Here is a 12,939-nt window from a genome sequence, read left to right on the forward strand (position 1 = left end):
CATTCCGCGTCCGCGCCGGCAGGCGTAGACTGTATTTTTGTACAGCATTTTCCGGGGCCAACGTGAGCACCACCAACGACCTGTCCGTGCAGGACATTTCCAGCGAAGTTCTGATCGAGAAATACGCCAAGGGCGGCGAGCAGACGCCCGACGAATTGCGTGAGCGCGTCGCCCGCGCCCTCGCCCAGGCCGAGAAGCCGGCCGACCGCGCCCACTGGACGGCGGCCTTCCTCGACGCGCAAAAGCGTGGCTTCGTGCCGGCCGGCCGCATCATGTCCGCCGCCGGCACCGAGCTGTCGGCCACGCTGATCAACTGCTTCGTGCAGCCGGTGGGCGACTCCATCGCCACGCCCGAGGATGGCGTGCCCGGCATCTATACCGCGTTGACCGAAGCTGCCGAGACCATGCGCCGCGGTGGCGGCGTCGGCTACGACTTCAGCCGCATCCGCCCGATGGGTGCCTGGGTCGGCTCCACGCGCAGCCACGCCTCCGGCCCTATCAGCTACATGCGCGTGTTTGATCGATCCTGCGAGACGGTGGAGAGCGCCGGCAGCCGCCGCGGCGCGCAGATGGGTGTGCTGCGCTGCGACCACCCCGACATCGAGGCCTTCATCCACGCCAAGGACCAGGGCGACCTGCGCAACTTCAACATCTCCATCGGCGTGACCGACGCCTTCATGGAGGCCGTGCAGGCCGACGGCACGGTGGAGCTGGCGCACAAGGCCCAGCCCAGCGCCGAGCAGATCGAGGCCGGCGCCTACCAGCGCGGCGACGGGCAATGGGTCTACCGCAAGGTGCGCGCCCGCGAGCTGTGGGACCAGGTCATGCGCTCCACCTACGACCACGCCGAGCCGGGCGTGCTCTTCCTGGACCGCATCAACGCTGACAACAACCTGCATTACTGCGAGACGATTGCGGCGACCAACCCGTGCGTGACGGGCGATACGCGGCTGGCGACCCAGCACGGCCTTGTGCCCATCGCCTGGCTGCAAGCCAATGGCGCGGCGTTGGATTGCACGGTGGACCGGCGCGCCCTTGGCGCCGAAGAACGCGGCACCGTGGTTCGCCCCGCCGTACCCGCCTTCCTGAGCGCCGGCCAGGCCGAGGTCTTCAAGGTCACGACGGCCGAAGGCTATGAGATCAAGGCAACGGCCTGGCACGAGTTCTACACAGCACGCGGCAAGCTCAAGCTGTCCGAGTTGAAGCCGGGCGACGAGCTGTGGGTGCAGTCCGGCAAGGGCCAGTTCGGTGCCCAGGGTAGCGAGGCACTTGGCACCTTGCTCGGCTTGATCACCGGCGACGGCCATTTCACCAACCGCGGCAAGGGCGAGCAGGCCGCAGTCGTCAACCTGTGGAACGAAGAGCGCCAGCTTGCCGACGGCATCGCCGGCTTCGTCAACACCTTGATTGCTGGCATCGCTCAGGCACCGCGTGAGTACCACGTCAAGCCGGTCGCCATTGCCGAACGCAATCTGGTGATGATTCGCTCCATCATGCTGGCCCGCGTGCTGGACGGCTATGGCTTCAACGCGAAGACCAAGCTGGCCGTGCCCGAGGTCGTCTGGCAGGGCAGCGAGGACTGCATGCGCGGTTATCTGCGCGCGCTGTTCCAGACCGACGGCACGGTCAATGTGTCTTCGTTCAGCCAGAGCTGCTCGGTGCGGCTGTCGTCCATTCATCGGCGCCTGCTGCAGGACGTGCAGGTGCTGCTCGCCAACTTCGGCGTGTTCTCGCGCATTCACGAGCGGCGCCAAGGCGGCGCGCGCAGCCTGCCGGATGGCCACGGTGGCCGACGCGACTATCTCTGCCAGACGCTGCATGAGCTGATCGTCGATGGCGAGTCGCGCGAAGTCTTCATGCGCGAAGTCGGCTTCCTGCTACCAACCAAGCGAGAGAAGTACGAGGCCTGGGTTGAAGGCAAGGCGCTGCTGAAGACCCAGCGCTTCGCCGCGAAGATCACATCCATCGAGGCTGCCGGCATCGAGCCCGTCTACGACACGACGCAAGCCGACGGCAACACGGTCATCTTCAATGGCCTGGTGACCGGGCAATGCGCCGAACAGCCACTTCCGCCCTACGGCTGCTGCTGCCTCGGCTCCATCGACCTGACGCGCTTTGTGCGCGACCCCTTCAGCGCCAAGCCCGCGTTTGATGAAGCCGGTTTTGCCGAGGTCGTGGCCGTGGCCACGCGCATGTTGGACAACGTGCTCGACGTGACGCCGTGGCCGCTGCCCGCACAGGCGCAGGAGGCGTCCAACAAGCGCCGTGTCGGCCTGGGCTTCACGGGCCTGGGCGATGCCCTCGTCATGCTGAACCTGCGCTACGACACGCAAGAGGCGCGTGACATGGCCAGCCATATCAGCGAGCTCATGCGCGACGCGTCCTATTCGGCTTCGAGTGACATCGCCGCCGAGCGAGGCAGCTTCCCGCTGTTCAATGCCGACTTGTATCTCTCCGGCGGCAGCTTTGCGTCGCGCCTGCCGCAGGGGTTGAAGGACAAGATCCGTTCGCAAGGTCTGCGCAACTCCCACCTCTTGTCCATCGCGCCCACCGGCACCATCAGCCTGGCCTTTGCCGACAACGCGAGCAATGGCATCGAGCCGGCCTTCTCGTGGACCTACACGCGCAAGAAGCGCCTGCCGCAGACCGAGGGCGGTGGCTTCAAGGAATACGCGGTCGAGGACCATGCCTGGCGGCTGTACCGCCACCTGTTCGGCGCCGACGCGCCGCTGAGCGACGCCTTCGTCACCGCACTCGAACTGAGCGCGGCCGACCATGCCTCCATGGTCGCGGCCGTCGCCCCGTACATCGACACGTCGATCAGCAAGACGGTCAATGTGCCGGCCGACTATCCGTACGAGGACTTCCAGAACCTCTACATCCAGGCCTGGCAAACCAAGCTCAAGGGCCTGGCCACCTATCGGCCCAACAGCGTGCTGGGTTCGGTGCTGTCGGTCACGCCCGAGGTCAAGCAACCGGAGCCATTGCGAGCCGACGTCGGCGGCGCCAACCAGCGCTTGCGCGTGGAGCGCCTGCCCAATGCGGTGGTGGCCTCGCTGCGCTGGCCCAGCCGCCCCGACATGCCTGGCGGCAACCCGGCCTGGAGCTATCTGATCCAGCACCCGCACGGCGACTTCGCCCTCTTCATCGGCGAGCTGCCGCTGGAGGGGCCCGACGCCGGCCTGTTCGGCCGCAACCTGCCTTTCGAAGTCTGGGTCAACGGCGCCGAGCAGCCGCGCGGCCTGTCGGCCCTGGCCAAGACCCTGTCCATGGATCTGCGCACCAACGATGCGGCCTGGCTGCGCCTCAAGCTCGATGCGCTCGCGACAGTCGCCGAGGAGCGCGCCTTCGAGATGCCCATGCCGCCCAGCGGCGAGAAGCGCCTCTTCCCCGGCGTCGTCGCCGCAACGGCGGCCGTCATCCGCTGGCGCTGCGAGCAACTCGGCGCGTTGGCCGAAGGCGGCGCCACGCCCGTGGTGGACGCCATGTTCAGCCGCAACGAGCCGCGCACCGGCGTGTCTGGCACGCTGGCGTGGGCGGTGGACGTGGACAACCCGGCCACCAATGAGCAGTTCACGCTGACGCTGAAGGAAGTGGTGCTGCCCACGCCCGAAGGCGGCAGCGTCATGCGGCCTTGCGCAATGGGCTTCTCGGGCAACTACCCCAAGGCGCTCGATGGCCTGGCGCGACTGCTGTCGCTGGACATGCGTGTCATGGACCCTGGCTGGATCGCGATGAAGCTGCGCAAGCTGCTCAATGTCGGCGAGCCGCTGGGCCACTTCATGGCGCCGGTGCCGTCACTGAACGGTGAGCGCCGCCAGCAGGTCTGGCCTTCGACGGTGGCCTATGTGGCCCGCCTCGTCATCCATCGCTACGCGATGCTCGGCATCCTCGACGAAGCCGGCCAGCCACTGAGCGACATGGGCCTGCTGCAGACGCCCGCTCCGAAGCTCGCCGCGGCGGCCGGCACGCTGCAGGTCCAGGCCGGCAAGCCCTGTCCGGAATGCGGCAACGCGACCATGATCCACAAGGACGGCTGCGATTTTTGTACGGCGTGTGGCTATGTGGGGCAGTGCGGGTGAGAGTGTGCGCTGCACCAATTTGTGAAAGTACCCGCGGGCCATGAGGTTGCCGGCGAAGGCAGTCGCTGGCTCGAAGCGCCGGGCGGCCGCAAAGCCGCGTGGCCGCGGAGATGGTCTCGCCGACTTGGCCAGCCCGACGAATCGTCAAGGAATAGCGGCTTCAGGCGCCCGCGCCGGGCGCTTCGGTTTGCCAACAGGGAATCAATGGAGTTACCTCGCCTCAATTTACGAGCCCTTGCAGTCGGGCTCATCAGCATGCTCGCCTTGGACATGGTCTCGGGCTTTGCCGTCCTTGCTCTTTGGCCAGGCAGTGTTTCGACGTCGGCTGATGTCGCTGCGCTTCCCGCCCAACCCGAGTACTTGGCAGTTGTCTTTGTGCTCGGGACGTTGACGACTGCCATGGGTGGCGCAATCTGCGCCCGCCTGGCTCCAACCGTGCCGTACTGGCACGCAGCTGCGTTCGGTGTACTGAGCATTGCCACCGGCTTGCTGCTCTCCGACGCGGCGCAGTCGGCTTGGTTCACGGCGCTGGCGACCCTCGTCACCATCCCCGCGGCCATTTATGGGGCCTGGGCAGGCCTCAAGGCACGCCGGTAAACGGAAGGAGACTATCCCGGCGGCTGGATCAAGTTCACCGCCACCGGCTGCCGCCCATCCAGCACATCCGTCGTGACCTCCCGCAGCACCACGGCGCCATGCTGTTTGCGCCAGCTGTCCCAGAGATGGGCCGCGTCGGCATCGATGCTGGGCGGCCCGTTGAGCGCATAGGTGCGGCCCGTCTTGGTGGTCACCTCCTCGGTGTCGATGTGCACAAAGGCCACGGCCGACGAGACCTTGGCGCAGTGCTCGTCCTCGATGTAGCCGACGAGATGCCAGGTGGGGGCGTCGTAGCTGGGCACCTGCACCTCCCAGGCCCGCCAGCGGACCAGCACGATGCGCGGCTCCTGGGAGAAGGGCGTGGAGATCCAGAAGCCGCTCATGGGCGTGCCGGCAGTGGTGGTTGCGTGCGAGTGGTGGCCGCCGGCGCCAGTCGGCGCGTTCTACGGCGCTGTTCAATGGCGCGACGCCACAGCGGCCTCGGCGCCGCGTGCGACCGGAGCAACTCGGAGCCGAGGTTGTCGAACCAATTCGGCACGTTCAGTCGGAAGGGGGTTCTCATGCCTGAGACCTGCACTGCTCAACCTTGAGCGCCCCTCAACAATGTCCTCAGCGCCAGCGCGTGGCTGTAGGACGTTGAGCCGCTTACATACCGGCGGGCCGGCAACGGGGTAGTCCGAACTGCCGGTGCACCCCTGGTGCGCTACCGCACCGACACGACCGCATCGCGTGGCTACCTTGCGCTGGAGCACCTCCCGGTGTGGTCTGTCGCAAAGGAATCTTCATGTCTTCACGCTCAACAGCGCTGGCCCTGTGCTTGCCCATGCTGGCGCTGCTGCTGGACGGTTGCCAGCGCAATGAACCACCGCCCACGGTCATCGTCGCCCCCGGCCCTGCGGGCGAACCGGGGCCGCCCGGGGCCACCGGCGCCACGGGCGAGGCCGGCAAAGCAGGCGCCGCCGCCGTTGTCGTCGTGACACCCGCCGCTTCGGCGGCGTCGGCATGAATCAGGCCGAGCGCCTTCGCTCAAGGAGAACGTCATGAGCATCTCAACCATTCTTTTGATCGTGCTGATCCTGCTGCTGGTCGGCGCCTTTCCGACCTGGCCGCACAGCCGCAGTTGGGGCTATATGCCCTCGGGCGGCATCGGCTTGCTGCTGTTGATCCTCATCGTGCTCTGGCTGATGGGCCGGCTGTAGGCGCGCCTCATGCCTTCCACGCTTCAGGTCGTGCCCCTGAAGGGCGTTTGCGGCACTGACGGTTGCACCGTGATGCAGTTGTTGACGCCGGCAAGACCGGGCAGATGGCGCACGCAGTTGACCGCGTCCTGGCGCTGGCAGTGCCAGCGCACTTCACCCGACAAGGTCAGCCAGCCGGCTTCAACGCTGGCCCGGATCCCGCCCGGGGGCAGAGACGGGTTCCACGTCAATGCCGCCTGCGCCATGTAGGCGAGATCGGCATCGCTGGGTGCGGGCATCGCGGGCGGACGGCGCTGTGGCTCTGCTTTCATGGGGGCCTGTGCAGCAAGGGCAGGAGGAGCTTGTACGCGTGCGCTACGACGGGTCTGTGCGGCGGCGCACACAGCGCGGCATGCCACGGGTGCGCTGCCGCACAGTCAAGCGCGCGCGGCCGCCCTAAGGTCTGGGCAGTCCTGGCCAGAAATCCTTCGTCGCCTGGACCTCAATGCCGGAGCACCCCATGAAGCAGTCGATGAAGGCCAGGAACAAGCCCGCGGAACCCGCCGGCCACCCGCCCGTGCTGGATATCAAGCCCGAGCTGCCCAAGCCGTCGGCCCACATGCCCGAGCGCCACAAGCACGCCGGCCGCAAGGGCCAGAAGGGGTCGCGTTGAATGCCACCCTCCAAGCCGATCCTTCGGCTCGTGTTCGCACACCGCACCGACGGCCGTGCCCCCCATCAAGCGCTGAAGCGGTAGCGCAGCTTGCCCAGGCGTCCGCGCCAATAGGTCTGGCGCCCGCTGAGCAGCAGCCAGGCCACCTCGCCGGCCAGAGGCACGCGCATGCCGTCGCGGGTCGTCCACTCCTTCCAGCGCCCTTCCCAGGGGGCCATTTCAGTCATCCGGCCCACCTTGCGCCCGCGCGCCTCGGCGCGCACCGTGTCCACCAGGCCGGCATCGCCGAACTTGAAGCGCAGCGTCACCGAGACGGCGCCGTCGGCCAACGTGGCATCGGCTTGGCGCGCGTCCACCGCCGCCCAGCTCACGCCCTGGCTGGGCAGCAGGGCCGTGGGGTACCAGGGCGCCTCGGCCAGGAAACGCATCAGCTCCCCGCGCGCCAGCTCGCCCCCGCCCTGCTGGCGAGCCATGTCGAGCACGCCAAGCAGGGCCGCATGCAGCAGGCTCGCGCCGGCCAGATAGCTGTCCTGCACGCGCACGCTCAGGCCGGAGAACAGCCCGACGCGGGCATTCCAAAGAAAGCCCGGCCCGCGGGTGGCGACCTGCTGCTCGGCCGTGAAGGGCTGCCAACGGTCGCCGGCAGCCGACAGGTTGAGGAAGCCGCTCTGCGTCAACCTCACGCCGCGCACCAGTGGCTGGCCGGCGGTCAGCGCGATGCGCAGATAGCGCTGCACCGGTGCCGGCAAATGGATGAGTTCCGCGGGGTCGAAATGGGTGACGCCCGCTGGGCCCGGCTCGGCATTGAGCTTGGCGATCAGCGCCCTGGACTGTGAGCGCCAGCGGCGCTGGCGACGCGCTCCCAGAAGCAGCGTGATCGCGAGGGCCAGGGCGGCGAGAAGGACAAAAGCGGCGAGCAGCCAGTCCATGCGGTGTTTGCCGGTTTGTCGGGTGACGGGGCGCAAGGCTCGCCGAGCCTGGGCCAACGGTCTGTGCGCTGCCGAACACTGGAGCGCTCGCGCGTCAGTGCGTCAGTGCTTCAGCGCCGGCTGGGTCCGCCACCGTACAGACGGGTTGCCCGACACGGCACAGACTTTCCTCACGGGCCTCGCCCCGACACCGGAGAACGCCATGCATACCCCCCAAACACACTCCCTGCGCCGCAACGCCCTTGGCCTGCTGCTGGCCCTTTCGGCCAGCACGCCCGCGCTGGCGCAGATCACCTTTTATGAGCAGGCCAACTTCCAGGGCCGCTCCATGACCAGCAACGGCAGCGTCAGCAATTTCAGGAGCAACAACTTCAACGACAGGGCCTCGTCGGTGGTGGTGCGCAGCCAGCGCTGGGAGGTCTGCGTGGACCAGCGCTATTCGGGCCGTTGCCGCGTGCTGCGACCCGGCCAGTACCCGTCGCTCGAAGCCATGGGGCTGGACGAGCAGATCTCGTCGGTGCGCGCCGTGCAGCGCAATGCCCGCGATGACGAGTTGAGCTATGCGCCCTACCCGAGCGTGCCGGCCGACTACCGCCGCCGCGACCGCGAGCGCCTGTACCAGGCGACCGTGAGCGATGTGCGGGCGATCTACGGCGAGTCCGGCCAGCGGCGCTGCTGGACGGAGCGTGAGCAGGTCAGCGACGACCGCCGCAGCGACGTCAACGTGCCCGGCACCGTCATCGGCGCGGTCATCGGCGGCATCCTCGGCCACCAGGTCGGCGGCGGCACGGGGCGCGTGCTGGCCACGGCCGGCGGTGCGGTGGCCGGTGGCGTGGTGGGCAACAACATCGGCCGCAACAACAGTGGCGAATCGGTGGTGACCCGCGACGTGCAGCGCTGCGATGACCGGCCGGCTGCGCAGAACCCCGCCTACTGGGACGTGACCTACAACTTCCGCGGCCAGCAGCACCACATGCAGGTTGCCACGCCGCCCGGCGCCACCGTGACGGTCAATGCCAACGGCGAACCGCGCGCCTGATCCGCGGGCGGGTGCTCCAGCGCACGGACGCCGGCAATCCTGAGGGGCAGCATTTGCATGCATCCCTTCACCAGAAAGCGCTCATGATTGCTGCCGTCGTCACCCACAACCCGAGCAAGGCCGCCCTGCAGGACAACCTGCTGGCCACGCTCCACAGGACCGGCCACTTCAAGCACCTGATGGCGGCCGTCAAGGCCGCCGGCCTGGCCGACGTGCTTGACGGCTCGGGCCCCTACACCTTCTTCGCACCCAACGACAAGGCCTTCGACAAGCTCGCCAGCAACGAGCTGGTCGACCTGCTCAAGCCCGAGAGCAAGGCCAGGCTGACGGCCATCCTGCTGCTGCACGTGGTGGCGGGCCATGTGAAGGCCGCTGCGGCGGGCGGCCAGCCCGCCACGCTGAAATCGCTGCAAGGCGAAGACCTGGCCATCGACATGACCCCGGTCGGCCTGCGCGTGAACAAGGCCCGCGTCGTCGAGCGCGACATCGAAGCCACCAACGGCGTCATCCATGTGATCGACACCGTGCTGATGCCGGCTGCAAGCTGACCCGCCCCGGCTTCGCCGCAGTGCCGCCGGCGCAGTTGCGGGATGCGTGGCCTCATCAGGGAACTCCACGGCGTCATGGGACCACTTGGCTTGCAGATAACGCGGCCACCGGCGCATGTTCGTCAGCGTGCGGAGCGCCGTTTCCAGGGGGGAATTTCATGCCGGCGCGGTAGCTCGCCCGGTCCTGCGCATAACAGCCGCAGGCCGCCCCCTCCAGGCCGGCGCGGTCGCTGACTGTGACCCAGCCCCGGTGGTAGCGGATCAGGCCGGCCTCCTGCAGCGCGCCCGCCGCGACCGTGACGCCGACGCGCCGCACGCCCAGCAGGTGGGCCATGCCTTCCTGCGTGACCGCGAAACCGTCGCCCTGCGCTCGGTCCTGCCCCATCAGCAGCCAGCGTGCCAGCCGCGCCTGCAGGGCATGGAAGTGCAGGCAGGCCGCGGCCGTCGCTGAAAGCCTCAGCTGCACCAGCAGATAGCGCATCAGCAGCCGGCGCAGCCCCGGGCTGTCGGGCAACTGGCTGCGCAGCGCCGCGGCGGGCAGGCTCCAGGCCTGGCCGTCCTCCTGCACCATCACGCTCACCGGGCTGGCAGCCACGCCCAACAGCAATTGCGCGCCCACCACGCCCTCGCAGCCCACCATGCCCACCTGCAGCGGCGGGTGAGCGTCCATGGGCGTGACCAGCGAAAGGAAACCCTGCAGCGGGAACAGCAGCACGCGGGCAGGCTGGTCCTGGGTGCCGAGCTTCTGCCCGCTGCGCAAGGGCACCTGAATGCTCTGCGCCAGCAGGCGCCGCAACTCGGCGGCGGGCAGGTGATCGAGCAACTGGTTGGCAGTCATGCACCAGTCTGCACATCACTTGTTGATTGCCGCTGTGCGCCAGCACACGCTGCGGGTCAGGGCAAGGGAATTGCCGGCCAGTTCAGCAGCCGGTCGTACTCCTGCTTGACGACGCCATAGCACTCGCAGCTGCGCTGTTCCAGCCCCGCGCGGTCCAGCACGGTGATGTGGCCCCGCGCGTAGTCGATCAGGCCGAGCTTTTGCAGGTTCAGCGCCGCCTCGGTGACGCCTTCACGGCGCACGCCCAGCATGTTGGCGATCAGCTCCTGCGTCATCACCAGCTGCTCGCCGGCGATGCGGTCCAGGCTGAGCAGCAGCCAGCGGCACAGCTGCTGCTCCAGCAGATGGTGGCGGTTGCAGACCGCCGTCTGCGCCATCTGCGTCAGCAGCGCCTGCGTGTAGCGCAGCAGCAGGTGCATGCCCACGCCGTAGCGGTTGAACTCCACCTTGATGGCCGCCGCGCGCAGCCGGAAGGCGCCGCCGGCGCTTTGCACCACTGCACGGCTCGGGGTGGTCTCGCCGCCCATGAAGAGCGATACGCCGACCACGCCTTCGTAGCCCACCACGGCGATTTCGGCCGAGGCGCCGTCCTCCAGCACATAGAGCAGCGACACGATGGCCGTGGTGGGGAAATACACGTGGCTCTGTGGCCGGCCGGACTCGTAGATGACCTGGCCCAGTTTCAGTGGCACGAACTCCAGCTGGTCGGCCCAGCGGTCCCATTCCTCGCCCGGCAGGGCGGCCAGCAGGCGGTTGCTGCGAGGGGCCAGGGCGTCAAGCGGTGCAGACATCAATCCTCCCGCGCTGGCGCGACTTAGAAGCAACAACTCTATCCAGCGCCTGGCCTGCCGTGTGTACGGCATCGCACATAAACATTTTTGGCATGCGGGGGCGTCGCCCTTATTGCGTCAGCGCCAGCGGTAGCCGAGGGCCGGTGAAGGTGCTCACCAGGGTGCAGGCAAGCAACGGAGGTTCCACGCTGTTGGGCGTGGCTGGACGACGTACATGGGCTGACTCCCGCTAAGACGTCGATCCTGACGGTGCCTGTTGGGCAGGACCGTGCGCTAGCGCACAGAGGCGCCGCCGGCCGCCGTGCTACGGCTGGGCAAACCAGGCACGGTTCCCAGGCTCGTTCGCGGGGCCGACGGCGCCGCCATGCTGCAAGGGCATGGCCGCCGGCGTCTGTGCGGTGTCGCACATGGCCGGCAGGCCGGCCGCCAGCGCGGCCAGCAGGCGCATCTGTTCGGCCTGCAGTGCCAGCAGTTCGCTCCATTGCTGCTGGCGCAGCTGATCCAGCTTGTCGTGCAGCAGCATGATTTCGAGTTCGGCCTTGAGGTTGACCTCGTAGTCATGCCCCGCCGTGACGCGGTCCTTCTCGGACTGGCGGTTCTGCGACATCAGGATGATGGGCGCCTGCACCGCCGCCAGCATGGACAGGAAAAGGTTGAGCAGGATGAAGGGATAGGGATCGAAGGTCTGGCCTCGTGCGGCCAGCAACACGACGTTCATGCCCACCCACACCAGCATCACGGCCGCGAACAGGCTGACGAACAGCCAGGAGCCGCCAAACGCGGTGACCGCATCGGCGGCGCGCTGGCCCCGGGTCGGCGGCGTGGTTGCCGCGGCTTCCGGATGCTGCGTGATGGGTTGGCGCAGGCCGATATGCCGAGCCACGCGCTGCGCGCGCACGTCGAGTTCCGCAAACGGCCGGCCCAGCAGGGCGGTGGCCTGCGCGTCGTGGGCATCGTCTGGCGGGAGCGACATGGGGGACGAGGAAGCGGGGGTGACGGCGAGTCTGCCCGCGGCCTGGCCGGCGCACCGTCTGCTGGCGCACACAAGACGGCGCCTGGCCGGGCCGCTGGCGGCCGAATCCCAGGGCGCTTACGGCGCTTTCGCCGCACTCGGTGGGCTGATCGACCATTGCTGGCGGTACTCGGCCCGGTAAGGCAGCAGGTCATCGACCTCCAATTGCCCGAGTTGCCGCAGCAACTCCGTCGTGATGGCGATCGGGCGGGCGACGCGGCCGCTGGGGGGCTGCCTGGCGAAGGCGCGCTTGAGCTCATCGGCCAGTTGCCAGCCCTGCTGGCCAGTGGGCTCGGCGATGGTCGCGAGCTGCTGTGAGCGGCCCGAGCGGATGCGGCTCAGTGCCGTGCGTGAGCCGTCGCCGGCCGCGATGCCAACGACGTCGCGGCGGCCCAGGGCGAGCAGCGGAAAGTGCATGGAGTCCATGTAGACGTCGTTGATCGCCAGCACATGGGTCCAGCGCGTGCCGAACTGCCGATGCAGCCGTTCCAGCGCGGCCGGCATGTCCTTGGAGGCGTTCGAAATCGGCAGGTCTTCCACGGCGAGCAGTTCGCATGAGGCGCAACGCAACAAGGCCTCGCGCATGCGCAGGGTCTTGACGTTGGCGATGTCGAAGCGGCTGTCGTTGAAGATGACGACGCCCGCCCGGGCACCGCCGGGCTGGGCGACCAAGGCCGCGGCCATGTCGGCCACGACCGCGGGGTCGGTGCTGACGTTGGCGAACAGATGAGGCGTCGACCCATGGCGCGGGGCCGCGTGCCAGCCCACCAGCACGGGAAGAGGCCGCGAAGTCGGGGCCAGACGGTCGGCGATATCGGCTTCGTCAAAGCCGCCAAGCACGATGCCGTCAGGGCCGGCACGCAAGGCTTCGTCGAACTGACGCCTGATCGTCGCCTTGTCGCCCTTGCCGTTGACGATGCTCAAGGTCCAGCCGAGTTCCTGGCAGGCCTGCTCGAAGCCACGGTAGACGGCGGTGATGCCGCCGTTGCGGAAGTCCTGGGCCAGGAAGACGACCCGCCTCGGGGCCTCGGATGGCGGCGGCTCGGCCGGCGCTGCCGATGCCATGGCCGCGCAGGCAGCGAGCAGGATCAGCACCGGTCGGCGCAGCCACTGCGGCGGCAGGCGGGGCGCCGAACGCGGTTCGGGAGAAGGGGCAGCCATGGGCGCGAGCCTAACTTGCCATGGCCCGATATGCGCGCTTGAGCATCGGACCTCGGGTAAATCACATCGCCCGACGGCGAGCCAGTGCTTG

Annotated in this window: 13 protein-coding genes and 1 pseudogene; 7 read left to right on the forward strand and 7 right to left on the reverse strand. The window is 68.2% G+C overall.

Annotated features, from left to right (window positions below; all coding sequences use genetic code 11):
* Positions 1-62 precede the first annotated feature (62 nt).
* Both ACXJLH_RS05245 and ACXJLH_RS05250 read left to right on the forward strand, forming a co-directional pair.
* Positions 63-4,082: an LAGLIDADG family homing endonuclease gene (locus ACXJLH_RS05245; RefSeq protein WP_056202581.1), complete on the forward strand. Its 4,020-nt coding sequence runs from the start codon at positions 63-65 to the stop codon at positions 4,080-4,082.
* A 255-nt stretch (positions 4,083-4,337) separates the two neighbouring features.
* A complete protein-coding gene (locus tag ACXJLH_RS05250; RefSeq protein ID WP_056202584.1) occupies positions 4,338-4,679 on the forward strand; it encodes a hypothetical protein in 342 nt (113 codons plus the stop codon).
* Positions 4,680-4,690: 11 nt separating this feature from the next.
* Here the strand turns inward: ACXJLH_RS05250 and ACXJLH_RS05255 are convergent, their stop codons facing one another.
* On the reverse strand, positions 4,691-5,062 hold the full coding sequence (locus tag ACXJLH_RS05255) for a hypothetical protein (RefSeq protein ID WP_056202586.1): 372 nt from the start codon (positions 5,060-5,062) through the stop codon (positions 4,691-4,693).
* 401 nt (positions 5,063-5,463) lie between these two features.
* On the opposite strand from ACXJLH_RS05255, the gene ACXJLH_RS05260 reads away from it, so the two are divergent.
* Both ACXJLH_RS05260 and ACXJLH_RS05265 read left to right on the forward strand, forming a co-directional pair.
* Positions 5,464-5,685, forward strand: coding sequence for a hypothetical protein (locus tag ACXJLH_RS05260; RefSeq protein WP_457442774.1), 222 nt, complete (start codon positions 5,464-5,466; stop codon positions 5,683-5,685).
* Between the two features lie 34 nt (positions 5,686-5,719).
* Positions 5,720-5,878, forward strand: coding sequence for a DUF3309 family protein (locus ACXJLH_RS05265; protein ID WP_082532942.1), 159 nt, complete (start codon positions 5,720-5,722; stop codon positions 5,876-5,878).
* A gap of 23 nt (positions 5,879-5,901) precedes the next feature.
* On the opposite strand, the gene ACXJLH_RS05270 is transcribed toward ACXJLH_RS05265, so the two are convergent.
* Positions 5,902-6,156 (reverse strand): BON domain-containing protein, encoded by a 255-nt coding sequence (locus ACXJLH_RS05270; protein WP_457442776.1) that lies wholly within the window; start codon positions 6,154-6,156, stop codon positions 5,902-5,904.
* Positions 6,157-6,377: 221 nt separating this feature from the next.
* Here ACXJLH_RS05270 and ACXJLH_RS05275 point away from each other — a divergent pair, with 221 nt between their 5' ends.
* A complete protein-coding gene (locus tag ACXJLH_RS05275; RefSeq protein ID WP_457350372.1) occupies positions 6,378-6,530 on the forward strand; it encodes a hypothetical protein in 153 nt (50 codons plus the stop codon).
* Positions 6,531-6,595: 65 nt separating this feature from the next.
* Here the strand turns inward: ACXJLH_RS05275 and ACXJLH_RS05280 are convergent, their stop codons facing one another.
* A complete protein-coding gene (locus ACXJLH_RS05280; RefSeq protein ID WP_457442778.1) occupies positions 6,596-7,459 on the reverse strand; it encodes a DUF6920 family protein in 864 nt (287 codons plus the stop codon).
* A gap of 202 nt (positions 7,460-7,661) precedes the next feature.
* On the opposite strand from ACXJLH_RS05280, the gene ACXJLH_RS05285 reads away from it, so the two are divergent.
* Complete coding sequence (locus ACXJLH_RS05285) at positions 7,662-8,498, forward strand: beta/gamma crystallin-related protein (protein WP_457442780.1); 837 nt, start codon at positions 7,662-7,664, stop codon at positions 8,496-8,498.
* An 83-nt stretch (positions 8,499-8,581) separates the two neighbouring features.
* Entirely contained in the window at positions 8,582-9,046 is a 465-nt protein-coding gene (locus ACXJLH_RS05290) for a fasciclin domain-containing protein (RefSeq protein ID WP_457442782.1), read from the forward strand.
* Positions 9,047-9,119: 73 nt separating this feature from the next.
* On the opposite strand, the gene ACXJLH_RS05295 is transcribed toward ACXJLH_RS05290, so the two are convergent.
* The 4 genes and pseudogenes from ACXJLH_RS05295 to ACXJLH_RS05310 form a co-directional block, all read right to left on the reverse strand.
* On the reverse strand, positions 9,120-9,884 hold the full coding sequence (locus ACXJLH_RS05295; protein WP_457442784.1) for a Crp/Fnr family transcriptional regulator: 765 nt from the start codon (positions 9,882-9,884) through the stop codon (positions 9,120-9,122).
* A gap of 56 nt (positions 9,885-9,940) precedes the next feature.
* Complete coding sequence (locus ACXJLH_RS05300) at positions 9,941-10,675, reverse strand: Crp/Fnr family transcriptional regulator (RefSeq protein ID WP_056202599.1); 735 nt, start codon at positions 10,673-10,675, stop codon at positions 9,941-9,943.
* Between the two features lie 427 nt (positions 10,676-11,102).
* Positions 11,103-11,648 (reverse strand): annotated as a pseudogene (locus ACXJLH_RS05305) (DUF1003 domain-containing protein); the annotation flags it as partial.
* A 117-nt stretch (positions 11,649-11,765) separates the two neighbouring features.
* Positions 11,766-12,848 carry a substrate-binding domain-containing protein gene (locus ACXJLH_RS05310; protein ID WP_457442786.1) on the reverse strand — a complete coding sequence of 361 codons (1,083 nt, stop codon included), beginning with the start codon at positions 12,846-12,848 and terminating at the stop codon, positions 11,766-11,768.
* Between the last annotated feature and the right edge of the window lie 91 nt (positions 12,849-12,939).

The sequence above is a fragment of the Roseateles sp. P5_E4 genome, from assembly GCF_054049255.1.

Coding starts and splice junctions, on each gene's coding strand:
- ACXJLH_RS05280 (WP_457442778.1), bottom strand. CDS start 7,459: ATGGACTGGCTGCTCGCCGCTTTTGTCCTTCTCGCCGCCCTGGCCCTC.
- ACXJLH_RS05260 (WP_457442774.1), top strand. CDS start 5,464: ATGTCTTCACGCTCAACAGCGCTGGCCCTGTGCTTGCCCATGCTGGCG.
- ACXJLH_RS05250 (WP_056202584.1), top strand. CDS start 4,338: ATGCTCGCCTTGGACATGGTCTCGGGCTTTGCCGTCCTTGCTCTTTGG.
- ACXJLH_RS05270 (WP_457442776.1), bottom strand. CDS start 6,156: ATGCCCGCACCCAGCGATGCCGATCTCGCCTACATGGCGCAGGCGGCA.
- ACXJLH_RS05310 (WP_457442786.1), bottom strand. CDS start 12,848: ATGGCTGCCCCTTCTCCCGAACCGCGTTCGGCGCCCCGCCTGCCGCCG.
- ACXJLH_RS05290 (WP_457442782.1), top strand. CDS start 8,582: ATGATTGCTGCCGTCGTCACCCACAACCCGAGCAAGGCCGCCCTGCAG.
- ACXJLH_RS05300 (WP_056202599.1), bottom strand. CDS start 10,675: ATGTCTGCACCGCTTGACGCCCTGGCCCCTCGCAGCAACCGCCTGCTG.
- ACXJLH_RS05255 (WP_056202586.1), bottom strand. CDS start 5,062: ATGAGCGGCTTCTGGATCTCCACGCCCTTCTCCCAGGAGCCGCGCATC.
- ACXJLH_RS05295 (WP_457442784.1), bottom strand. CDS start 9,884: ATGACTGCCAACCAGTTGCTCGATCACCTGCCCGCCGCCGAGTTGCGG.
- ACXJLH_RS05265 (WP_082532942.1), top strand. CDS start 5,720: ATGAGCATCTCAACCATTCTTTTGATCGTGCTGATCCTGCTGCTGGTC.
- ACXJLH_RS05285 (WP_457442780.1), top strand. CDS start 7,662: ATGCATACCCCCCAAACACACTCCCTGCGCCGCAACGCCCTTGGCCTG.
- ACXJLH_RS05275 (WP_457350372.1), top strand. CDS start 6,378: ATGAAGCAGTCGATGAAGGCCAGGAACAAGCCCGCGGAACCCGCCGGC.